This is a genomic window from Paenibacillus sp. OK060, assembly GCF_900101205.1.
Taxonomy (GTDB): Bacteria; Bacillota; Bacilli; order Paenibacillales; family Paenibacillaceae; genus Paenibacillus; species Paenibacillus marchantiae.
On the sequence record NZ_FNFR01000016.1, the window covers coordinates 21,955 to 44,871 of the forward strand.

Below are 22,917 nucleotides of genomic sequence, written 5' to 3' on the forward strand. Positions count from 1 at the left end.
AGGAGGAATATAACATGGCTAAACACGGTAAAAAATACCTGGAAGCTGCTAAGCTGATTGACAGCGAAGCAACTTACGAGCCTTCAGAAGCTGTAGAGCTTGTGAAAAAGGCAGCCACTGCAAAATTTGATGAAACTATCGAAGCAGCAGTACGCTTGGGCGTTGACCCACGTAAACAAGACCAGGCAGTACGTGGTGTTGTTGTCTTGCCACACGGCACAGGTAAAACACAACGCGTATTGGTATTTGCAAAAGGTGACAAAGCGAAAGAAGCGGAAGCGGCTGGCGCGGACTATGTTGGTGATGCAGACATGATCAACAAAATCCAACAAGGCTGGTTCGAATTCGACGTCTGCGTAGCGACACCAGACATGATGAGTGAAGTAGGTAAATTGGGCCGACTGCTCGGCGGTAAAGGTCTGATGCCTAACCCTAAAGCCGGAACGGTAACTTTCGATGTATCTAAGGCTGTTCAAGAAATTAAAGCCGGTAAAATCGAATATCGTCTGGATCGTGCAGGTCAAATTCATGCACCGATCGGTAAAGCTTCTTTCTCGACAGAGCAATTGAATGAGAACCTTAAAGCTCTCATGGACGCTTTGACTCGTGCTAAACCGGCGGCAGCAAAAGGTGTTTATCTGAAGAATGTAAGTCTTTCTTCTACGATGGGCCCTGGCGCACGCGTGAACGCAGCATCTTTTAGATAATATCGCTTGACAGGCTTGTCCTGTTCTGATATTCTATAAAAGTTGTGAGTCCGAGTGACTGACCGTTGACATTTGAATATGCTTGCCGTAGACAGTAGGTGCCATTTTGGCTTAATTTCCTGCCGAGGTGTGATTATAGAACTTAGAACGATGAAAATCGGTTATGAGTATATATCAAGCCTTCGTGATTCTACGGAGGCTTTTCTTAATGGGATAAATTTGATCAGGAGGTGTACAGTTTGGCAAACGCAAAAGTGATTCAAGCAAAACAAGAGTCCGTTGATGCAGTAACAGCAAAATTGCGCGAGAGCGTTACTAGTGTTGTTGTTGACTATCGCGGTTTGAACGTTGCCCAAGTAACTGAGCTGCGTAAGCAGCTTCGTGAAGCCGGAATCGAATTCCAAGTGCTGAAAAACTCGTTGCTTCGCCGCGCAGCAGCTGCAGCAGAACTGACAGAACTTAACGAAGTACTGACAGGTCCTAGTGCAATTGCATTCAGCGTAGACGACGTAGTGGCTCCAGCCAAAATTCTGAACGACTTCGCGAAAAAGAACGATGCACTGGAATTGAAAGGTGCAGTTGTAGAAGGTCGCGTAATTGGAGTACAAGAAGTCAAAGCGTTGGCAGAATTGCCATCACGCGAAGGTCTCCTTTCCATGCTCCTCAGCGTGCTTCAAGCGCCAGTGCGCAACTTCGCGCTTGCGGTTAAAGCTGTTGCTGAAAAAGAAGAACAAGGCGCGTAAGCAACTTGATCTGAATGCTGCTTAGGCAGTGATGAAATACAAAAAAATAATATTATATATGGAGGTTCAATCATGAGTAAAGAGCAAATCTTGGAAGCAATCAAAGGCATGACTGTACTGGAATTGAATGATCTCGTTAAAGCAATCGAAGAAGAATTCGGCGTAACTGCTGCAGCTCCAGTAGCTGTTGCAGGTGGCGGAGCTGCTGCAGCTGAAGCTGAGCAATCCGAGTTCGACGTAATCTTGACTAGCGCTGGTGCTTCCAAAATCAACGTTATCAAAGCAGTTCGCGAAATCACAGGTCTTGGCCTGAAAGAAGCGAAAGAAGTAGTTGACAATGCTCCAAAAGCATTGAAAGAAAAAGTTAGCAAAGAAGAAGCAGAAACGGTTAAAGCTAAGCTTGAAGAAGCAGGCGCTTCAATCGAAGTTAAATAATTTAGCTTTCATTAGCTAGATGAACAAAACAACAAACCCCTTGACTTATATCAAGGGGTTTGTTGCTGTAATTGTAAAAGGAAAGTGAGTGAGGACATGTCCAATCATTATTATTCGGACAAACCGCAGGTGGCACATGACAGACGGGCTACAGAAGCGGAGCTACGCGGATGGAAATTACGACTCGTTACGGATGCAGGGGTATTTTCCAAAAACGGAATCGATTACGGCAGCAGAGTGTTAATTGATGCTATAGAGTTGCCTGCTGGAGCTCATGTACTGGATGTGGGCTGCGGGTATGGACCTATTGGTCTTACAGCAGCTAAACTTGTACCGGATGGACATGTCACCATGATCGATATCAATGAGAGAGCGGTTGAGCTTTCCAGGGAAAATGCAAAAGCGAACGGCATAACGAATGTAACGGTTATGCAAAGCAATCTTCTGGCTGAGGTTAAAAAGGAAGACTTTGACGCGATTCTGACCAATCCTCCGATCCGTGCGGGTAAGGAAACCGTGCATACGATCTTTGAACAGGCATATCGTCATTTGAAGATGGGCGGAGCGTTATGGATTGTCATTCAGAAAAAGCAGGGGGCACCTTCGGCAAAAGCGAAGCTGGAATCTCTCTTTGGACGAGTGGAGGAAGTAACGAAGGATAAAGGCTACCGAATTTTCAAAGCGGTAAAATTGGAAGAGGCGCCTTTAGGCTAAATCCTAATTTGTAAAGTAAGCAGGGTGGCATTTTTTTTGCAATAGGACTATTGACTTGAAATTCAGGTCGTGGTATTATTGTAAAATGTCAGTATTAAGATGCCCTATTTGGCTTTAGCTAACTAAAAATGTCAACCTTTTTTACGCCGAACGGGCTTATTATGCCTACGTTTGGCGTATAATATGTACATTTTGGGCAAACTGGGGATAAGTATGATTTGGAAAGACATCCGCCGATCAAAGTTGCTCTTTTTTCGAACGACATTCGAGTAAGGGCTTTTCTTTATTTGTGGATGCATTGCTTTGCTCTGTATGTGTACCATTATAAGGTTACAAACAGAGGTTCGCAACGAAATTTTTAAAGTGAGTAGACATTGAGGGGTGAGTTTAAGTTGGCAGGACATCTTGTTCAATATGGTCGACGCACTCGGCGCAGTTATGCACGAATTAACGAGATACTCGAAGTTCCGAACCTGATTGAGATCCAACAAAAATCTTACGATTGGTTTTTGGAGGAAGGGTTGCGCGAAATGTTCCAGGATATCTCGCCGATCCAGGATTTTACAGGTAACTTAATTTTGGAATTTATCGATTACAGTCTCGGTGAACCGAAGTATACAGTAGACGACGCGAAAGAGCGTGACGTTACTTATGCAGCACCGCTTCGGGTCAAAGTCCGGCTCATTAATAAGGAAACCGGCGAAGTCAAAGAGCAGGAAGTATTCATGGGAGATTTCCCGCTGATGACCGACACCGGCACATTTATTATTAATGGTGCGGAACGGGTTATTGTCAGCCAGTTGGTTCGCTCTCCTAGCGTTTACTTCAGTACCAAAGTAGATAAAAACGCCAAAAAAACGTATACCGCTACAGTTATTCCTAACCGCGGCGCTTGGCTCGAACTGGAGATGGACGCGAAGGATGTTGTTTACGTCCGGATCGACCGCACACGTAAAATACCGGTGACGGTTCTCCTGCGTGCACTTGGTTTTGGCACAGACGCTGAGATTCTGGATCTGCTCGGTAATGACGAATATATTCGCAATACGCTGGACAAAGACAATACGGATTCCACGGAGAAAGCGCTGATTGAAATTTATGAGCGTCTTCGTCCGGGCGAGCCACCAACGCTGGATAATGCGAAAAGCTTGCTCGTAGCGCGTTTCTTTGATCCAAAACGTTATGACCTGGCTAATGTGGGTCGTTACAAAATCAACAAAAAGCTTCACATTAAGAACCGTTTATTCAACCAACGTTTGGCTGAGTCTCTTGTGGACACCGAAACTGGTGAAATCATCGCTGAAGCAGGTCAAATGATAGACCGTCGTCTGTTGGATGAAATCATGCCGCAACTGGAGAAGAGCGTTGGTTTCCGCACATATCACGTCGCTAATGGCGTTTTGGATGCCAATGATATCCCGATGCAAACAATTGATGTATTTTCACCGATTGAGGATGGTAAGGTCGTTAAACTGATTGCCAATGCTAACATTGATAAATCAGTGAAGAACGTTACACCAGCTGATATCATTTCCTCTATTAGTTACTTCATTAACCTTCTGCATGGCATCGGAAGCACAGATGATATCGATCACCTGGGTAACCGTCGTCTCCGCTCGGTTGGTGAACTCTTGCAAAACCAATTCCGTATCGGTTTATCCCGTATGGAACGTGTGGTTCGTGAGAGAATGTCCATTCAGGATGCTAACGTAATCACGCCTCAGGCTTTGATTAACATACGTCCTGTTATCGCATCCATTAAAGAGTTCTTCGGTAGCTCCCAATTGTCGCAGTTTATGGATCAAACAAACCCACTGGGTGAGTTGACACATAAACGCCGTCTGTCCGCACTCGGACCGGGTGGTTTGACACGTGAGCGTGCCGGCATGGAAGTCCGTGACGTGCATCCATCCCACTATGGCCGGATGTGTCCAATCGAGACACCAGAGGGACCAAACATTGGTTTGATCAACTCCTTGTCGACATTTGCCCGTGTGAACGAATATGGATTCATTGAAGCACCTTATCGCTGGGTAGATCCGAAGACTGGTGTCGTAACCGAGCAAATCGATTACCTGACAGCAGACGAAGAGGACAACTATGTAATTGCTCAAGCGAATGCGAAGCTGAATGAAGACAGTACTTTTGCTGAAGAAGCGATCATTGTACGTTACAACAAACAGTCGGATAACATCCTTACGATGCCGAGTGAACGTGTTGACTACATGGACGTATCTCCTAAGCAAGTTGTATCTGTCGCTACAGCGCTCATTCCGTTCCTTGAGAACGATGACTCCAACCGTGCGCTCATGGGATCGAACATGCAGCGGCAAGCCGTTCCACTCTTGATTCCTAAAGCTCCGCTGGTCGGAACAGGTATGGAACATAAAGCCGCGAAAGATTCCGGTGTATGTATTGTCTCCAAATATGACGGGATTATTGAACGTTCTTCTGCGAATGAGATTTGGTTGCGTCGTATTGAAGAAGTTGATGGTCAAGAAGTCAAAGGCGATATCGTTAAATATAAATTACACAAATTTATGCGTTCGAACCAAGGAACATGCATTAACCAACGTCCGATTGTCAAAAGAGGTGCTGTTGTCAAAGCTGGCGACATCCTTGCAGACGGTCCTTCGACGGAAATGGGTGAATTGGCACTGGGACGCAACGTAGTGGTTGCCTTCATGACTTGGGAAGGTTACAACTACGAGGATGCGATCTTGCTCAGCGAAAAACTCGTTAAAGAAGATGTGTATACATCCATTCATATCGAGGAATATGAGTCTGAAGCACGTGATACTAAGCTCGGACCTGAAGAGATCACACGTGATATCCCGAACGTAGGGGAAGAAGCGCTGCGTAATCTGGATGAGCGTGGTATTATCCGTATCGGTGCTGAAATCAGTGCTGGTGACATTCTGGTTGGTAAAGTAACACCAAAAGGTGTAACTGAACTGACTGCAGAAGAACGTCTCCTGCATGCGATCTTTGGTGAGAAAGCGCGTGAAGTACGTGATACTTCCCTGCGTGTACCTCACGGTACTGACGGTATCGTAGTTGATGTAAAAGTCTTTACCCGTGAAAACGGTGATGAACTGCCTCCAGGTGTTAACCAACTCGTTCGTGTCTATATCGCTCAAAAACGGAAAATTTCCGAGGGTGATAAAATGGCCGGACGTCACGGTAACAAAGGGGTCGTAGCCCGTATCCTACCGGAAGAAGATATGCCTTTCCTGCCGGACGGAACACCAGTTCAAATCGTTCTTAACCCACTGGGCGTACCTTCCCGGATGAATATCGGTCAAGTACTCGAGGTTCACTTGGGTATGGCGGCGATGCAACTGGGTATTCACGTAGCAACTCCTGTATTCGACGGAGCGAAGGAGTATGACGTCTTCGATACGATGGAAGAAGCAGGTATGCAACGTAATGGTAAAACTGTCCTGTATGATGGTCGTACAGGTGAAGAGTTTGAACGTGAAGTTACCGTAGGTGTCATGCACATGATCAAATTGGCACACATGGTTGATGATAAAATCCATGCCCGTTCCACGGGTCCTTACTCACTTGTTACGCAACAGCCATTGGGTGGTAAAGCCCAATTTGGTGGACAGCGTTTCGGGGAGATGGAAGTATGGGCGCTTGAGGCATACGGTGCTGCTTATACACTGCAAGAAATCTTGACTGTTAAGTCCGATGATGTTGTAGGTCGGGTGAAAACGTATGAATCCATCGTCAAAGGCGAGAATGTTCCTGAACCAGGTGTTCCTGAATCATTCAAAGTATTGATCAAAGAGCTGCAAAGCTTGGGTATGGACGTTAAGATTTTGAGCGAAGATGAGCAAGAGATTGAAATGAAAGAAATGGACGATGAAGATGACGCTGCGAGCGATAAGCTCAGCCTCAACCTTGAGGGTACAGAGGTCGGAGCGGAGTAACCGCTTCGGGCGCATGATGACCGGCGTTTTTCATCAGGCTCGCGTCTTGCTCCGGCTTCGGCCGGAGGGGGCGTAACCTAGAATACAGGACTTGGTTAAGGAGGGTTGCTCCTTGTTGGACGTCAACAATTTCGAATACATGAAGATCGGGCTTGCTTCCCCAGAAAAAATTCGTTCTTGGTCCCGCGGAGAAGTGAAAAAACCGGAAACGATCAACTATCGTACGTTGAAACCGGAAAAAGAAGGGCTGTTCTGCGAAAAGATTTTTGGCCCTACAAAAGACTGGGAATGTCATTGCGGTAAATACAAACGCGTGCGTTATAAAGGCGTTGTCTGTGATCGTTGTGGCGTTGAAGTCACACGTGCGAAAGTACGCCGCGAACGGATGGGCCATATTGAGCTCGCTGCTCCGGTATCGCATATCTGGTACTTCAAAGGTATTCCGAGCCGCATGGGTCTCGCTCTGGATATGTCTCCAAGATCTCTCGAGGAGATTATTTATTTTGCATCATATGTAGTAACTGATCCAGGAGAAACTCCACTGGAGAAAAAACAGCTGTTGTCCGAGAAAGAATACCGCAGCTACCGTGAGAAATACGGATATGGATTCCACGCTGGCATGGGTGCAGAAGCGGTTAAAAAACTGCTTCAAGACATTGATGTGGATAAAGAGCTTGAATTCCTGAAGGAAGAGCTCCGCACTGCACAAGGACAACGTCGTAACCGTGCAATCAAACGTCTGGAAGTTATTGAAGCTTTCCGCAACTCGGGTAATAAACCTGAGTGGATGATCATGGATGTACTTCCTGTTATCCCACCGGAACTTCGTCCAATGGTACAGCTGGATGGTGGACGTTTTGCAACGTCTGACCTGAATGACCTGTATCGCCGTGTAATCAACCGGAACAATCGTCTGAAACGTTTGCTTGACTTGGGCGCACCAGACATTATCGTGCAAAATGAAAAACGGATGCTGCAGGAAGCTGTTGACGCATTGATCGACAACGGCCGTCGTGGACGCCCTGTAACGGGGCCTGGTAACCGTCCTTTGAAATCCCTCAGCCACATGCTGAAAGGTAAACAAGGACGTTTCCGTCAGAACTTGCTCGGTAAACGGGTTGACTATTCCGGTCGTTCCGTTATCGTAGTTGGACCTTACCTGAAAATGTATCAGTGTGGTCTGCCTAAAGATATGGCACTTGAACTGTTCAAGCCTTTTGTTATGAAAGAGCTTGTAAATAAAGGGCTTGCCCACAACATCAAGAGCGCTAAACGTAAAGTTGAGCGTGTAAGTCCTGAAGTATGGGATGTTCTTGAAGAAGTAATTAAGGAGCACCCGGTTCTGCTGAACCGTGCCCCTACACTTCACAGACTCGGTATTCAAGCGTTTGAACCGATTCTCGTTGAAGGTAAAGCGATCCGTCTTCACCCGCTCGTATGTACGGCATACAATGCCGACTTTGACGGTGACCAAATGGCCGTGCACGTTCCATTGTCTGCTGAAGCTCAAGCAGAAGCACGTATCCTGATGCTTGCATCAGGTAACATTTTGAACCCGAAAGACGGTAAACCGGTTGTTACCCCTTCCCAGGATATGGTGCTTGGTTCTTACTACCTGACCATGGACAACAAGGAAGAAAAGGGAACAGGTATGATCTTGCGCACGGTTAACGAAGCTGTATCCGCGTACCAACGTGGTACTGCAGGTTTACATGCACGTGTAGCGATTCCGGTTAGAGCGCTTGGCAAAACAGTCTTCACCGATAAGCAACAAGATGCAATGATGTTGACTACGGTCGGCAAAATCATCTTTAATGAAATCTTCCCGGCAAGCTTCCCTTACATCAATGATGCAACTCGTGCGAACCTCTACCAGGGTACCGCTGAGCATTCATTTGTTTATGAGAAGGGTGCTGACCTTAGAGAAGCGATTATGAACGCTCCTTTGGCTGGTGGTGTCGGTAAAGAATATCTCGGTTCTATCATCGCACGTTGTTTTGAAATTTATCATACAACGGAAACAGCCGTTATTTTGGATAAAATCAAACAACTCGGATTCACATACTCCACTCGCGCTGGTATCACTGTAGCGGTGTCGGATGTTATCGTTCCACCTGAGAAATTTGAAATTCTTAGACAGTCTGAGGAAAAAGCACAAATCGTTACGAACCAATACCGTCGTGGTCTGATTACGAACGAAGAGCGCTATGACCGCATCATTGATATCTGGTCGAAATCGAAAGATGATATCACCGAGATTCTGATGAAATCGATGGATCGCTACAATTCCATCATGATGATGGTTGACTCCAAAGCACGGGGTAACAAATCGCAAATCACCCAATTGGGCGGTATGCGTGGTCTGATGGCCAACCCATCCGGTCGAATCATTGAACTCCCAATCAAATCGAACTTCCGTGAAGGTCTGACGGTACTCGAGTACTTTATCTCGACTCACGGTGCCCGTAAAGGTTTGGCCGATACGGCCCTGCGTACAGCGGATTCAGGTTACCTGACCCGTCGTCTCGTAGACGTGGCACAAGACGTGATCGTGCGTGAAGATGATTGTGGTACAGATAAAGGCTTTACCGTAAGTCGTATCCAGGATGGTAAAGAGGTTATTGAGGATCTCTACGACCGTATTGAAGGCAGATACTGCTTCGAGACTGTTCGTCATCCGGAAACAAAAGAAATTATTGCACACCGTAATGAACTGATTGACTCTGATAAAGCTGAGGCAATCATCGAAGCTGGCGTAACCAAACTACAAATCCGCTCCGTACTTAGCTGCCGTGCACGTCACGGTGTCTGCAAGAAGTGTTATGGTCGCAACTTGGCGACTGGTAAACACGTGGAGATCGGTGAAGCAGTTGGTATTATCGCAGCACAATCCATTGGTGAGCCAGGAACACAGCTGACAATGCGTACATTCCACACCGGTGGTGTAGCCGGAGACGATATTACGCAAGGTTTGCCGCGTATCCAGGAGTTGTTTGAGGCTCGTAATCCTAAGGGTCAAGCAACAATCAGTGAGATCGACGGTGTTGTTAAAGAAATTCGCGAAGCGAAAGATCGTCGCGAAATTGAAATTCAAGGTGAAGCAGAATCCAAAGTTTACTCTGTTACCTACGGTTCTCGTGTACGCGTTAGCGAAGGCATGGAAATTGAAGCAGGCGACGAGTTGACAGATGGTTCTATCGATCCAAAAGAAATGCTGCGCATTAAAGGCGTACGTGGCGTACAGAACTACATTTTGCAGGAAGTACAACGCGTATACCGTAACCAAGGCGTAGAAATCAATGACAAACACGTTGAAGTTATGATCCGTCAAATGTTGCGTAAAATCCGTATCGTCGATGCAGGGGACACTACATTGTTGCCAGGATCGTTCGTGGATACGCATGAGTACGAAAGAGCTAACAAGACAGCGATTCTGAGTGATAAAGAGCCAGCGGTTGCAAAACCAATTCTGCTCGGTATTACGAAAGCATCCCTGGAAACAGACTCCTTCCTCTCGGCGGCTTCGTTCCAAGAGACTACACGTGTACTGACAGATGCAGCGATCAAAGGTAAAGTCGATCAGTTGCTCGGTCTGAAAGAGAATGTAATCATCGGTAAACTGATTCCTGCAGGTACAGGCATGCACCGTTACCGCAGCATCAAATTTGCTGAGCCGGAAGATGGCCAATCTTCGGTAGAAGAACTTGAGCCAGTTTCGGTTGATTAAGATATTTCACTAGATTCATCCTTATTATTAGGGTGAACTAAAGTTTTGTACGCCGGGAGGCGACGGCTGTTTCATACAGAAGAACGTTCCCGGCGAGGCAAAACTTTAAATGAAATATTTTAGGATTAGCATTGACATTGCTTGCGCTAGATGCTAATATATCAAAGGTGCGTGAGTAGCTGATTGTATTTGGTCCTATTCGGAGGAATGAACAATGTCTAATGAAAAAGGTCTGCAAGATGCTCATGTCAAAATAGGTACCAAACAGACCACGCGGATGGTTCAGACAGGTATGGCTTCTGAAGTTTATGTGGCTGAAGATTGTGATCCGCAGCTTACTTCCAAAATCATTGCTTTGTGTGAACAACACAATGTGAAGTGCACGAAAGTGGACACAATGAAAAATCTCGGCAAAGCTTGCGGGATTGGAGTAGGGGCAGCAATGGCTGCTGTCGTAAAATGATACGGTAAGGAACGTTTTTGTCCGAGAACTTTTAGGGATTCTCCAAGGCAAAAACTTTTCATTTGTCTTTTTATGAACCGCCTGGGTCTGTGGACTTAGCGTAAGAGGTTTATAAAGAAACATGAAAAATTGAGGAAGGGGGTGGCAATCACATGCCAACTATTAACCAACTGGTACGTAAAGGACGTCAAGCTAAAGTTGATAAGTCCAAATCACCAGCTTTGCAAAAAGGGTTCAATGCTTTGAAACGTGAATCAACTAACATCAGTGCCCCACAAAAACGTGGTGTCTGCACTCGTGTAGGTACAATGACTCCACGTAAACCAAACTCTGCACTTCGTAAGTATGCCCGTGTTCGTTTGACGAACCGTCTCGAGGTAACTGCTTATATCCCGGGTATCGGACATAACCTTCAAGAGCACAGTGTTGTGTTGATCCGTGGAGGTAAAGTTAAAGACCTTGCAGGGGTTCGTTATCACATCGTTCGCGGAGCTCTTGATACTGCAGGCGTGAACAACCGTATGCAAGCTCGTTCGAAATACGGTGCTAAACGTCCAAAAGCTAAAAAAGCCTAATATATTATAAGTAGCAGTCCTGAATATCTTCTGGGTTAATCCCAGGAGGTGTAGGATGTGCTCATGAAGAAAGAAAGGGGGATATCCATGCCACGCAAAGGTCCAGTTACGAAAAGAGACGTGTTGCCAGATCCGGTATACAGCAGCAAGCTGGTTACTCGTTTGATCAATCGCATCATGCTCGACGGAAAACGCGGTGTTGCTCAAAGCATTCTGTATAATGCGTTTAAGTTGATTCAAGAACGTACGGGTAATGACCCTATGGAAGTATTTGAAGCAGCAATCAAAAATATCATGCCAGTCCTGGAAGTTAAAGCTCGCCGTGTCGGCGGTGCCAACTACCAAGTACCAATCGAGGTAAAACCAGAGAGACGTACTGCTTTGGGATTACGTTGGCTCGTGAACTACTCCCGCAACCGCGGTGAGAAAACAATGGAAGAGCGTTTGGCGGCTGAGATCATCGACGCTTCCAACAACACAGGCGCTTCCGTTAAAAAACGTGAAGATACGCATAAAATGGCTGAAGCGAACAAAGCGTTTGCTCACTACCGTTGGTAGGATTCGGTTCACAATAATAACTTCAATTTTGAAGGGAGACCCATTTCATGGCAAGAGAGTTCTCCTTGAAAAATACACGTAATATCGGGATCATGGCTCATATTGATGCGGGTAAAACCACGACAACTGAGCGGATCTTGTTCTACACAGGACGTACGCACAAAATCGGTGAAGTACACGAAGGCGCTGCGACAATGGACTGGATGGAACAGGAACAGGAGCGCGGAATTACAATTACTTCCGCTGCGACTACCGCTGCTTGGAAAGGCCACCGCGTTAACATCATTGATACCCCGGGACACGTTGACTTCACTGTTGAAGTTGAACGTTCCCTTCGTGTATTGGACGGAGCAGTTGGTGTATTCAGTGCGAAAGAAGGCGTTGAGCCTCAGTCCGAAACCGTATGGAGACAGGCTGACAAGTACGGCGTACCTCGTATCGCTTATGTAAACAAAATGGATATCATCGGTGCTGACTTCCTGAACGTTGTATCTGACATGCGTGATCGCCTTCAAGCGAACGCAGTTGCGATTCAACTTCCTATCGGCGCTGAAAATGATTTTAAAGGTATCATTGATATCGTTGCACAAAAGGCTCATATGTACAAAGATGACCTTGGACAAGATATCGAAGAAACCGAAATTCCTGCGGAATTTGTTGAGCAAGTTGCAGAACTCCGTAACGAATTGGTTGAGCGTGTTGCAGAACTCGACGAAGATTTGACAATGAAATACCTGGAAGGCGAAGAGATCACTATTGATGAGATCAAAGCGGCCCTCCGTAAAGGTGTTGTTGATGTTAAGATCTTCCCGGTTATCTGTGGATCCTCGTATCGTAACAAAGGTGTTCAACTGATGTTGGATGCTGTTATCGACTACTTGCCGGCTCCAACAGACGTTCCATCTATCACTGGTCATCTTGAAGATGGAACTGAAGCAATTCGTAAGTCATCCGATGAAGAGCCTTTCTCCGCATTGGCATTCAAAATCATGACTGACCCTTACGTTGGTAAATTGACATTCTTCCGCGTATACTCCGGTGTTCTTCAATCCGGATCTTACGTATTGAACGCAACTAAAAACAAACGTGAGCGTATCGGTCGTATCCTTCAAATGCATGCAAACAGCCGTCAAGAAATCACTGAAGTTTACTCCGGTGACATTGCAGCTGCTGTAGGTTTGAAAGATACGGGTACAGGTGATACACTGTGTGATGAGAAAAATCCGGTTATCCTGGAGTCAATGAACTTCCCTGATCCGGTTATCGAAATCGCCGTTGAACCTAAAACCAAAGCTGACCAAGATAAAATGGGTGTTGCTCTCGGTAAGTTGACTGAAGAGGATCCTACTCTTCGTGCTCATACTGATGAAGAAACAGGCCAAACGATCTTGGCAGGTATGGGGGAGCTTCACCTTGATATCATCATTGACCGTATGCGTCGTGAGTTCAAGGTTGAAACTACTGTGGGTAAACCACAAGTAGCTTACCGTGAAACTTTCCGTGCACCAGCGCGTGTTGAAGGTAAATTCGTTCGTCAATCCGGTGGTCGTGGTCAATACGGTCACGTATGGGTTGAGTTCGAACCTCTCGAAGCAGGTACAGGCAGCCAGTTCGAAAGTAAGGTTGTCGGTGGTTCTGTTCCAAGAGAATACATTCAACCAGCTCTTGCAGGTATCGAAGAGCAAATGAAAAACGGCGTTATCGCAGGCTTCCCGCTTGTTGACGTTAAGGCTACAATCGTAGACGGATCTTACCATGATGTCGATTCCAACGAGATGGCATTTAAAATTGCCGGATCGATGGCGCTAAAAGCTGCGAAAGACAAATGTAAGCCGGTTCTGCTTGAGCCAATCATGAAAGTAGAAGTAACCGTTCCAGAAGAGTATATGGGTGACGTTATGGGTATGCTTAACTCCCGTCGTGGCCGCATCGAAGGTATGGATTCCCGTAGTGGAGCCCAAATCATCCGTGCTAAAGTACCTTTGTCTGAAATGTTCGGATACTCTACAACTCTTCGTTCCGGTACTCAAGGACGCGGCGTATTCTCCATGGAGCTTTCTCACTATGAAGAAGTTCCTAAGAGCATCGCTGAAGAGATTGTTGCCAAAACAAAAGGAACCGAGTAGTTTTCTCTCATTGAATGAAAGTGCATAAGAGTCATGTATTCTTTGCACTTCATTTAGTGAAAACATAAAATTATAATTTTAAGGAGGCCACGTTCAAATGGCAAAGGCTAAATACGAACGTAATAAACCCCACGTTAACATTGGTACTATTGGTCACGTCGACCATGGTAAAACAACTCTGACTGCTGCAATCACTACTGTATTGTCTAAAACTTACGGTGGCGCAGCAATTGCATTCGATCAAATCGATAAAGCTCCAGAAGAGCGCGAGCGCGGTATCACAATCTCAACATCACACGTTGAGTATGAAACTGACACTCGTCACTACGCTCACGTAGACTGCCCAGGTCACGCCGACTATGTTAAAAACATGATCACTGGCGCAGCACAAATGGACGGAGCTATCTTGGTAGTATCCGCAGCTGACGGCCCAATGCCACAAACTCGTGAGCACATCTTGCTCTCCCGTCAAGTAGGCGTACCTTACATTGTTGTTTTCTTGAACAAATGTGACATGGTTGAAGACGAAGAGTTGTTGGAATTGGTTGAGATGGAAGTTCGCGACCTTCTTAACGAATATGAGTTCCCAGGTGATGATACTCCAATCACTCGTGGATCCGCTCGTGAAGCTCTGCAAAACCCTGATGGTGAGTGGGCTCAAAAAATCGTTGAGATGTTCAAAGAGATCGATACGTACATCCCATTGCCTGAGCGTCAAACTGACAAACCTTTCTTGATGCCTGTCGAGGACGTATTCTCCATCACTGGTCGTGGTACTGTTGCTACTGGCCGTGTAGAGCGTGGTACTGTTAAAGTCGGCGAAGAGATCGAAATCGTTGGTATTACTGAAGAAACTAAAAAATCCGTAGTTACGGGCGTAGAAATGTTCCGTAAATTGTTGGACTCCGCTCAAGCGGGCGACAACATCGGTGCATTGTTGCGTGGTGTTGATCGTACTCAAATCGAGCGCGGTCAAGTACTTGCAAAACCAGGTTCTGTTAAGCCACACACAGAATTCACTGCACAAATCTACGTTTTGACTAAAGAAGAGGGTGGCCGTCACAAGCCTTTCTTCACTGGATACCGTCCACAGTTCTACTTCCGTACAACTGACGTAACAGGCATCATCAACTTGCCTGAAGGTACTGAAATGGTAATGCCTGGTGATAACATCACGGTTACTGTTTCCTTGATCTCCCCAATCGCGATTGAAGAAGGAACTAAGTTCTCCATTCGTGAAGGCGGACGTACAGTAGGTGCAGGTTCCGTAGCATCGATCCAAAAATAATTCGGCTTAACGCTGAATAAAGCATATGCAACAGTGTACTGGAACGAGTAACATTGTATTGTAACGAAGCTTCGGAAGAGTTCTTTATCCGACATCGGATAAAGAACTCTTTTATTATGTAATAGTTTCGGAACCTGCGTCATACGAAATGAACATCATTTACGAATGTAGATGGATTGGTAAGGCAGCATGAATATTGAAGATAAACACTGCACTAAACGAAGTCATTTCAGCAGAAAAGATAAGTTTAAATGTTTTTCTTAAATATGCTTGCAATACGCCCATCTTTTCTATATAATAATGAATGTTGTTCTGTGACGTTGCGATGATGTGAGAGGTTACTGGCACACCCGGCCCCTTTGCCATGGGACAGTGGCTAGAAAATTTTCACGGAGTATGTCCGATAAAAAATTGGGCGATAGAAGGAGGGACTAAAATGGCAAAGCAAAAAATTCGTATTCGTTTGAAAGCTTACGACCACAGAATTCTTGATCAATCCGCGGAGAAAATTGTTGAAACAGCAAAACGTTCGGGTGCAGGTGTATCCGGTCCGATTCCGCTTCCTACTGAAAAACAAATCATTACTATTCTTCGTGCGGTGCACAAGTACAAGGATTCTCGGGAACAATTCGAACAACGCACACATAAGCGTTTGATCGACATCGTTAACCCGACTCCACAAACTGTGGATGCCTTGATGCGCTTGGATCTGCCGTCCGGTGTAGATATCGAAATTAAATTGTAATACAAGCTACAACAAAGACCATGTATAAAGGAAAAGAGGTGTCAACATGAAAGCAATCTTAGGAAAAAAACTCGGAATGACTCAAGTATTTACACCTGAGGGTAACGTTGTACCAGTAACGGTTATCGAAGCAGGCCCTTGTGTTGTTTTGCAAAAGAAAGACATTGAGAATGATGGCTACGAAGCAATTCAAATCGGTTACTCCGATAAGAAAGAGAAAAATGCTAACAAGCCAGAAGCAGGTCACGCTAAAAAAGCGAACACTGCCCCTAAGCGCTACGTTCGTGAAGTTCGCGGTATCAACATCGCAGAATATGAAGTTGGCCAAGAACTGAAAGCTGACATTTTCGCTGAAGGCGAATTCGTTGACGTAACGGGTATTTCTAAAGGTAAAGGTTTTGCCGGCGTTATCAAACGTTGGGGACAAAGCACTGGACCTATGTCGCACGGTTCGCGTTACCACCGTGGCCCTGGTTCAATGGGTTCGATCCAAGCTAACCGCGTTCCTAAAGGCAAACGCCTGCCAGGACACATGGGACATGATACTGTTACAATCCAACGTCTTGAAGTAGTTAAAGTAGACGCTGAACGTAATGTGTTGCTCGTGAAAGGTTCCATTCCTGGACCGAAAAACAGTCTCATTAAAGTTAAAGAAACAGTGAAAAAATAACCACTGAAGAAAGGAGGAACACAAAATGCCAAAAGTATCAGTTTACAATGTAGATGGTAGCCAAGTAGGCGAAGTTGAATTGAACGATGCGGTTTTCGGAATTGAGCCGAACCAACACGTTCTGTACGATGCAGTTCTTATGCAACGCGCTTCCCTTCGTCAAGGTACCCACAAAGTAAAAGGACGTTCTGAAGTACGTGGCGGTGGACGTAAGCCTTGGAAACAAAAAGGTACAGGTCGCGCTCGTCAAGGTTCAATTCGTTCACCACAATGGAAAGGCGGCGGTATCGTATTTGGTCCAACACCACGGAGCTATGCGTATAAACTGCCTAAGAAAGTTCGCCGTTTGGCGATCAAATCAGCTCTTTCATCCAAAGTGATCGACAATGACATTATCGTTCTGGACGCTCTCACGCTGAGCTCACCTAAAACGAAAGAATTTGCAGCCATCTTGAATAACTTGAAAGTTGGACGCAAAGCTTTGATCGTAGCTCCTAGCTATGATGATAATGTGGCTCTTTCCGCACGGAATATTCCAGGCGTGAAATTCGTAGCTGCTGACGGCATTAATGTTCTTGACGTGCTTTCGCACGACAAACTGATCATTACGAAAGAAGCAGTTCAGAAGGTAGAGGAGGTGCTCGCGTAATGAAGGATCCTCGTGATATTGTAAAACGTCCGATTATTACGGAACGTACTGCTGACATGATGAATGACTTGAAATATGTATTTGAAGTCGATATCCGTGCAAACAAAACCGAGATCAAGAAAGCCGTGGAAGCTATTTTCAACGTAAAAGTGAAAAACGTGAACACGCTTCGTGTTCCAGCTAAGCCAAAACGGTACGGACGTTATTCCGGATATACTAGCGAATGGAAAAAAGCGTTTGTAACGCTGACACAAGACAGCAAAACGCTTGAGTTCTTTGAAACTGTATAATTGAATTTTTGAAGTAAGGAGGGAAACCCAGTGCCAATCAAAAAGTATAAACCAACATCCCCGGCAAGACGGAACATGTCCGTTTCTACATTTGAGGAAATCACCACAGATCAGCCGGAGAAATCGTTGTTGGCCCCATTGAGCAAACAAGCAGGCCGCAACAACCAAGGTAAAATTACAGTTCGTCACCATGGTGGTGGACACAAACGTAAATACCGTATCATCGACTTCAAACGTACTAAAGATGGAATACCGGGCCGCGTTGCTACGATTGAGTATGACCCGAACCGTACATCTAACATCGCTCTGATTCACTATGCTGATGGTGAAAAACGTTATATCATCGCTCCTAAAGGTTTGAAAGTTGGAGATCAAGTATTCTCCGGACCTGAATCAGACATCAAAATCGGAAACGCATTGCCACTCGAAAATATTCCAGTAGGTACTGTTATCCACAACATCGAGTTGAAACCAGGTAAAGGCGGACAATTGGTTCGTGCTGCTGGTACAGAAGCTCAATTGCTTGGTAAAGAAGAAAAATACGTTTCTGTTCGTCTCTCTTCCGGAGAAGTTCGTCGTATTTTGAAAGTTTGCCGCGCAACAATTGGAGCTGTTGGTAACCAAGACCACGAGCTCATCAAAATCGGTAAAGCCGGTCGTAGCCGTTGGTTGGGTAAACGTCCTGAAGTTCGTGGTGTAGTAATGAACCCTAACGATCACCCACACGGTGGTGGTGAAGGTCGTGCTCCAATCGGACGTAAATCGCCAATGTCACCATGGGGTAAACCTACTCTTGGTTACAAAACGCGTAAGAAAAATAAAGCTTCTGATAAATACATCATTCGCCGCCGCACGAAGTAATACACATTGTGCATAACTTCGTGAGGCATCTGCGGATGCATAATAGCTACGTTTGAAGGGAGGATCTCCACATGGGTCGCAGTTTGAAAAAAGGGCCATTCATTGATGGCTACATGCTGAAAAAAGTAGAAGACATGGAAGCATCCGGTAAAAAGCTTGTTATTAAAACCTGGTCCCGTCGTTCTACAATTTTCCCGCAATTCATCGGACACACATTTGGCGTATATGACGGTCGTAAACACGTACCAGTATACGTAACTGAGGACATGGTCGGACACAAATTGGGTGAGTTCGCTCCAACCCGTACGTACAAAGGCCATACTGATGATGATAAGAAAACAAGAAGATAAATGAATATCTTTAATGTTTGAGAGGAGGTTACACAATGGAAGCAAAAGCACATGCTAAGTTTATCCGGATTGCTCCTCGTAAAGTTCAACTCGTTGTTGACTTGATTCGCGGCAAGCAAGTAGGTGAGGCGGTTGCCATTCTCCGTCACACTCCGAAATCCGCTTCTCCTATCGTTGAGAAGTTGCTTAATTCCGCTATTGCGAATGCGGAACATAACTATTCTTTGGATGTTAATAACTTGGTTATCTCGCAAGCTTACGTGAACCAAGGACCGACAATGAAACGTTTCCGCCCTCGTGCAATGGGACGTGCAAGTCGTATTAACAAACGTACTAGCCACATCACTTTGGTGGTATCTGAAAAGTAGAAGGAGGGGAAATGTGTGGGCCAAAAGGTAAATCCAGTCGGACTCCGTGTCGGAATTATCCGTGACTGGGAATCTAAGTGGTATGCAGGTAAAGACTTCGGCGATCTTTTGATGGAAGACGTGAAAATTCGTGAATTCCTGAAAAATAAATTGAAAGACTCCGCTATGTCTCGTGTTGAAATCGAGAGAGCGGCTAACCGCGTAAACGTAACGATTCACACTGCGAAACCAGGTATGGTTATCGGTAAGGGTGGTTCGGAAGTTGAAAATCTGCGTAATCAAATTACGAAAATCGCAGGCGGTAAAAAAGTACACATCAACATTTCTGAAATTAAGAACCAAGACCTGGACGCAATCCTGGTAGCTGAAAGCATCGCACAACAATTGGAACGTCGTGTTTCTTTCCGTCGTGCTCTGAAACAAGCTATTCAAAGAACAATGCGCTCTGGTGCAAAAGGTATTAAAACTCAAGTGGGCGGACGTCTTGGCGGTGCTGAGATTGCTCGTTCGGAAGGCTACAGCGAAGGAACTGTTCCACTGCACACGCTTCGTGCCGACATCGACTACGGTACAGCAGAGGCTCATACTACTTACGGCCGTATCGGCGTGAAAGTATGGATCTATCGTGGAGAGGTTCTTCCTACGGCTAAGAAACAAGCTGCTAAGGAAGGAGGCAACTAATCATGTTGGTACCAAAACGTGTAAAACACCGTAAGCAACAACGTGGACATATGAAGGGCCAAGCTAAAGGCGGAACTACGCTGAACTTTGGTGAATATGGTCTGCAAGCTACGGAACCGGCTTGGATTACGAACCGTCAAATCGAAGCGGCTCGTATTGCGATGACTCGTTACATCAAACGTGGTGGTAAAGTTTGGATCAAGATCTTCCCAGACAAACCAATCACTCAAAAGCCTCTCGAGGTTCGGATGGGTAGCGGTAAAGGTAACGTAGAAAAATGGGTTGCAGTTGTGAAACCAGGTAAGATCATGTTTGAACTTGCTGGTGTACCGGAGGATGTTGCTCGTGAAGCAATGCGTCTTGCCGCTCATAAACTGCCAATCAAAACGAAGTTTGTGAAACGTGAAGAATTGGGTGGTGAAGCAAATGAAAGCTAGTGAATTTCGCAACCTAACCTCTGCTGAAATCGAGCAAAAGATTGCCGGATTTAAAGAAGAACTCTTTAACCTCCGCTTTCAACTCGCTACCGGTCAGCTGGATAACCCGACTCGAATCCGTGATGTGCGGAAAGAAATAGCTCGTGCTAAAACCATTATCCGTGAAAGAGAATTGGGAATCGGTTAATTAGGGATCGGATGTATAATCCGTCCGTAATCAGGAAGGAGGCCAACAATGAGCGAAGAACGTAACGCACGTAAAGTGCAAACCGGTAAAGTGGTCAGCGATAAAATGGACAAAACGATTGTTGTTGCTGTAGAAACTTACAAAAAACACAACTTGTACCATAAACGCATTAAGGTTACTAAAAAATTCAAAGCGCATGACGAAGAAAACACTGCGAAAATCGGTGACACGGTGAAAATCATGGAGACTCGTCCGCTTTCGAAAGATAAACGCTGGAGACTTACTGAAATCGTAGAAAAAGCGGTTATCATCTAATGCATCAGCAGCATAGCTGAAAGGAGGAATACTAAATGATTCAACCATTTACACGTTTGACTGTGGCTGACAACTCCGGTGCGAAGGAACTGATGTGTATCCGCGTACTCGGCGGTACGGGACGTCGTACAGCTCAAATCGGTGATCTGATCGTTTGTTCTGTAAAACAAGCAACACCAGGCGGCGTTGTCAAAAAAGGTGATGTAGTTAGAGCGGTTGTCGTTCGTACGAAGCGTTCTGTACGTCGTAAAGACGGTTCCTACATCGGTTTTGATGAAAATGCAGCGGTTGTTGTAAAAGACGACAGAAGCCCGCGTGGAACACGTATTTTCGGACCTGTTGCTCGTGAACTTCGCGAGAAAGACTTCATGAAAATCGTTTCCTTGGCCCCAGAAGTTATCTAAAGCTTAATCTCGTGATGTTAGAAACAGGAGGTGTACGAAATGCCAAGAGTGAAAAAAGTTCTGGAATCCCATAACAATAAACTTCATGTTAAAAAAGAAGATACAGTTATGGTGATCAGCGGTAAAGACAAAGGTAAAAAAGGCCGTGTCATCGCTGCTTATCCTCGTGAGAACCGCGTCCTTGTGGAAGGTGTTAACATGATTAAAAAACACCAGAAGCCTAACCAGCAAAATCCGCAAGGCGGCATTATCGAGAAGGAAGCTCCGATTCACGTTTCCAACGTAATGCACATCGATCCAAAGAGCGGAAAAGTAACCCGTGTAGGTTACAAAGTGTTGGATAACGGAAAGAAAGTGCGCGTTGCTAAACGTTCCGGAGAAATTATCGACTAATTGAACCGAATGAGAAAGGAGGTCTATGATTCATGGCAGCAAGAATGAAAGAACGTTACCTGAACGAAATTGCTCCTGCTTTGATGCAGAAGTTTAACTATACAACGGTAATGCAAGTGCCGAAAATCGAGAAAATCGTTATCAACATGGGTGTGGGCGACGCTGTCCAAAACTCCAAAGTGTTGGATTCCGCAGTAAACGATTTGCAATTGATCGCAGGTCAAAAACCTGTAATCACTCGTGCTAAAAAATCTATCGCAGGTTTCAAACTGCGTGAGAACATGCCTATCGGTGTGAAAGTAACATTGCGCGGCGAGCGCATGTACTTCTTCCTCGATAAACTGCTCAACGTTACGCTTCCTCGTGTCCGCGACTTCCGCGGTGTATCGAGCAAAGCTTTCGACGGACGTGGTAACTACACACTGGGTCTGAAAGAACAATTGATCTTCCCAGAGATCGAGTATGATAAAGTAGACAAAGTCCGCGGTATGGATATTGTCATCGTAACAACGGCGAAAACAGACGAAGAATCCCGTGAATTGCTCACGCAACTCGGAATGCCTTTCGTAAAATAATGTTGCTATAACGTTTCCGGGTGTCTGGAAAGACTCCCTTTTCTCCGAAATTATTTAGGAGGTGTCAGGCTAAGTGGCAAAAACTTCGATGAAAGTTAAACAACAACGTACACCAAAGTTTAAAGTACGTGCTTATACACGCTGTGAGCGTTGCGGACGTCCACATTCGGTCCTGCAAAAGTTCAAAATTTGCAGAATTTGCTTCCGTGAATTAGCTTATAAAGGCCAGATCCCTGGCGTGAAAAAAGCAAGCTGGTAAAAAGTCCTGAACGGGAAGGAGGTTAACTCACAATGACTATGTCTGATCCAATTGCAGATATGCTTACTCGTATTCGTAACGCGAACACAGTTCGTCACGAAACGGTAGAAATGCCTGCTTCGACAATGAAAAAACAAATCGCCGATATCCTGAAGCGTGAAGGTTTCATCCGTGACGCTGAAGTTATCGATGATAACAAACAAGGGATTATCCGTGTTTTCCTGAAATACGGTCAAAATAACGAGCGTGTTATTACTGGTCTGAAAAGAATCAGTAAACCTGGTCTTCGTGTTTACACGAAAAGCAACGAAGTACCTCGTGTACTTGGTGGTCTGGGTATCGCTATCATCTCGACATCCAAAGGTATCATGACGGACAAAGAAGCTCGTCAATCAAAATCCGGCGGAGAAGTCGTCTGCTACGTATGGTAATATAACGTCACAAGATAGGAGGTGCAAC

General features: G+C 45.5%; 27 protein-coding genes and 1 other annotated feature. All 27 genes read left to right on the forward strand.

The features are described from left to right. The first annotated feature begins 14 nt into the window (after window positions 1–14). Window positions 15–707 (forward strand): 50S ribosomal protein L1, encoded by a 693-nt coding sequence (gene rplA, locus BLS14_RS31135; protein ID WP_063567418.1) that lies wholly within the window; start codon window positions 15–17, stop codon window positions 705–707. A 67-nt stretch (window positions 708–774) separates the two neighbouring features. Further along, window positions 775–923, forward strand: a sequence feature (ribosomal protein L10 leader region). Window positions 924–946: 23 nt separating this feature from the next. Continuing rightward, the gene (gene rplJ / locus BLS14_RS31140; protein WP_063567419.1) at window positions 947–1,450 is read left to right on the forward strand and encodes a 50S ribosomal protein L10; all 504 of its coding nucleotides are present in this window, start codon (window positions 947–949) and stop codon (window positions 1,448–1,450) included. Window positions 1,451–1,522: 72 nt separating this feature from the next. Next, window positions 1,523–1,885, forward strand: a complete 363-nt coding sequence (gene rplL / locus BLS14_RS31145) for a 50S ribosomal protein L7/L12 (protein WP_024633595.1) — start codon at window positions 1,523–1,525, stop codon at window positions 1,883–1,885. Window positions 1,886–1,981: 96 nt separating this feature from the next. Continuing rightward, window positions 1,982–2,599, forward strand: a complete 618-nt coding sequence (locus BLS14_RS31150) for a class I SAM-dependent methyltransferase (RefSeq protein ID WP_063567421.1) — start codon at window positions 1,982–1,984, stop codon at window positions 2,597–2,599. Window positions 2,600–2,991: 392 nt separating this feature from the next. After that, window positions 2,992–6,537, forward strand: coding sequence for a DNA-directed RNA polymerase subunit beta (gene rpoB, locus BLS14_RS31155; protein ID WP_063567422.1), 3,546 nt, complete (start codon window positions 2,992–2,994; stop codon window positions 6,535–6,537). A 112-nt stretch (window positions 6,538–6,649) separates the two neighbouring features. Further along, a complete protein-coding gene (gene rpoC / locus BLS14_RS31160) occupies window positions 6,650–10,264 on the forward strand; it encodes a DNA-directed RNA polymerase subunit beta' (protein ID WP_063567423.1) in 3,615 nt (1,204 codons plus the stop codon). A gap of 214 nt (window positions 10,265–10,478) precedes the next feature. Continuing rightward, window positions 10,479–10,727 (forward strand): ribosomal L7Ae/L30e/S12e/Gadd45 family protein, encoded by a 249-nt coding sequence (locus tag BLS14_RS31165; protein ID WP_024633591.1) that lies wholly within the window; start codon window positions 10,479–10,481, stop codon window positions 10,725–10,727. Between the two features lie 152 nt (window positions 10,728–10,879). Next, window positions 10,880–11,302 (forward strand): 30S ribosomal protein S12, encoded by a 423-nt coding sequence (gene rpsL, locus BLS14_RS31170; protein ID WP_056697677.1) that lies wholly within the window; start codon window positions 10,880–10,882, stop codon window positions 11,300–11,302. An 87-nt stretch (window positions 11,303–11,389) separates the two neighbouring features. Then, window positions 11,390–11,860, forward strand: a complete 471-nt coding sequence (gene rpsG, locus BLS14_RS31175; RefSeq protein ID WP_024633590.1) for a 30S ribosomal protein S7 — start codon at window positions 11,390–11,392, stop codon at window positions 11,858–11,860. A 47-nt stretch (window positions 11,861–11,907) separates the two neighbouring features. Continuing rightward, the gene (gene fusA, locus BLS14_RS31180) at window positions 11,908–13,986 is read left to right on the forward strand and encodes an elongation factor G (RefSeq protein WP_063567424.1); all 2,079 of its coding nucleotides are present in this window, start codon (window positions 11,908–11,910) and stop codon (window positions 13,984–13,986) included. Between the two features lie 97 nt (window positions 13,987–14,083). Further along, window positions 14,084–15,274, forward strand: coding sequence for an elongation factor Tu (tuf, locus tag BLS14_RS31185; protein WP_024633588.1), 1,191 nt, complete (start codon window positions 14,084–14,086; stop codon window positions 15,272–15,274). A 436-nt stretch (window positions 15,275–15,710) separates the two neighbouring features. Beyond that, entirely contained in the window at window positions 15,711–16,019 is a 309-nt protein-coding gene (gene rpsJ, locus BLS14_RS31190) for a 30S ribosomal protein S10 (protein ID WP_017692074.1), read from the forward strand. 46 nt (window positions 16,020–16,065) lie between these two features. Next, window positions 16,066–16,689 (forward strand): 50S ribosomal protein L3, encoded by a 624-nt coding sequence (gene rplC / locus BLS14_RS31195; protein ID WP_024633587.1) that lies wholly within the window; start codon window positions 16,066–16,068, stop codon window positions 16,687–16,689. A gap of 25 nt (window positions 16,690–16,714) precedes the next feature. After that, window positions 16,715–17,338 (forward strand): 50S ribosomal protein L4, encoded by a 624-nt coding sequence (rplD, locus tag BLS14_RS31200; protein WP_063567425.1) that lies wholly within the window; start codon window positions 16,715–16,717, stop codon window positions 17,336–17,338. Next, window positions 17,338–17,628: a 50S ribosomal protein L23 gene (rplW, locus tag BLS14_RS31205; protein ID WP_024633586.1), complete on the forward strand. Its 291-nt coding sequence runs from the start codon at window positions 17,338–17,340 to the stop codon at window positions 17,626–17,628. Before rplD ends, rplW begins: the two co-directional genes overlap by 1 nt. A 30-nt stretch (window positions 17,629–17,658) precedes the next feature. After that, the gene (gene rplB, locus BLS14_RS31210) at window positions 17,659–18,489 is read left to right on the forward strand and encodes a 50S ribosomal protein L2 (protein WP_063567426.1); all 831 of its coding nucleotides are present in this window, start codon (window positions 17,659–17,661) and stop codon (window positions 18,487–18,489) included. Window positions 18,490–18,560: 71 nt separating this feature from the next. Next, a complete protein-coding gene (rpsS, locus tag BLS14_RS31215; protein ID WP_053779207.1) occupies window positions 18,561–18,839 on the forward strand; it encodes a 30S ribosomal protein S19 in 279 nt (92 codons plus the stop codon). Window positions 18,840–18,874: 35 nt separating this feature from the next. Continuing rightward, on the forward strand, window positions 18,875–19,207 hold the full coding sequence (rplV, locus tag BLS14_RS31220) for a 50S ribosomal protein L22 (protein ID WP_024633583.1): 333 nt from the start codon (window positions 18,875–18,877) through the stop codon (window positions 19,205–19,207). 15 nt (window positions 19,208–19,222) lie between these two features. Then, window positions 19,223–19,888 (forward strand): 30S ribosomal protein S3, encoded by a 666-nt coding sequence (gene rpsC, locus BLS14_RS31225; RefSeq protein WP_024633582.1) that lies wholly within the window; start codon window positions 19,223–19,225, stop codon window positions 19,886–19,888. Between the two features lie 2 nt (window positions 19,889–19,890). Further along, window positions 19,891–20,325, forward strand: coding sequence for a 50S ribosomal protein L16 (rplP, locus tag BLS14_RS31230; protein WP_024633581.1), 435 nt, complete (start codon window positions 19,891–19,893; stop codon window positions 20,323–20,325). Then, window positions 20,315–20,512, forward strand: coding sequence for a 50S ribosomal protein L29 (gene rpmC, locus BLS14_RS31235; protein ID WP_017692083.1), 198 nt, complete (start codon window positions 20,315–20,317; stop codon window positions 20,510–20,512). The genes rplP and rpmC overlap by 11 nt, the downstream gene beginning before the upstream one ends. Before the next feature lie 48 nt (window positions 20,513–20,560). After that, window positions 20,561–20,827, forward strand: a complete 267-nt coding sequence (rpsQ, locus tag BLS14_RS31240) for a 30S ribosomal protein S17 (protein WP_017692084.1) — start codon at window positions 20,561–20,563, stop codon at window positions 20,825–20,827. 35 nt (window positions 20,828–20,862) lie between these two features. Further along, window positions 20,863–21,231 carry a 50S ribosomal protein L14 gene (gene rplN / locus BLS14_RS31245; protein WP_024633579.1) on the forward strand — a complete coding sequence of 123 codons (369 nt, stop codon included), beginning with the start codon at window positions 20,863–20,865 and terminating at the stop codon, window positions 21,229–21,231. Between the two features lie 39 nt (window positions 21,232–21,270). Continuing rightward, window positions 21,271–21,624: a 50S ribosomal protein L24 gene (rplX, locus tag BLS14_RS31250; RefSeq protein WP_024633578.1), complete on the forward strand. Its 354-nt coding sequence runs from the start codon at window positions 21,271–21,273 to the stop codon at window positions 21,622–21,624. Between the two features lie 32 nt (window positions 21,625–21,656). Then, window positions 21,657–22,199, forward strand: a complete 543-nt coding sequence (gene rplE / locus BLS14_RS31255) for a 50S ribosomal protein L5 (protein ID WP_024633577.1) — start codon at window positions 21,657–21,659, stop codon at window positions 22,197–22,199. 73 nt (window positions 22,200–22,272) lie between these two features. Next, window positions 22,273–22,458, forward strand: coding sequence for a type Z 30S ribosomal protein S14 (locus tag BLS14_RS31260; RefSeq protein ID WP_013312154.1), 186 nt, complete (start codon window positions 22,273–22,275; stop codon window positions 22,456–22,458). Between the two features lie 32 nt (window positions 22,459–22,490). Further along, window positions 22,491–22,889: a 30S ribosomal protein S8 gene (rpsH, locus tag BLS14_RS31265; protein WP_017692088.1), complete on the forward strand. Its 399-nt coding sequence runs from the start codon at window positions 22,491–22,493 to the stop codon at window positions 22,887–22,889. Window positions 22,890–22,917 lie beyond the last annotated feature (28 nt).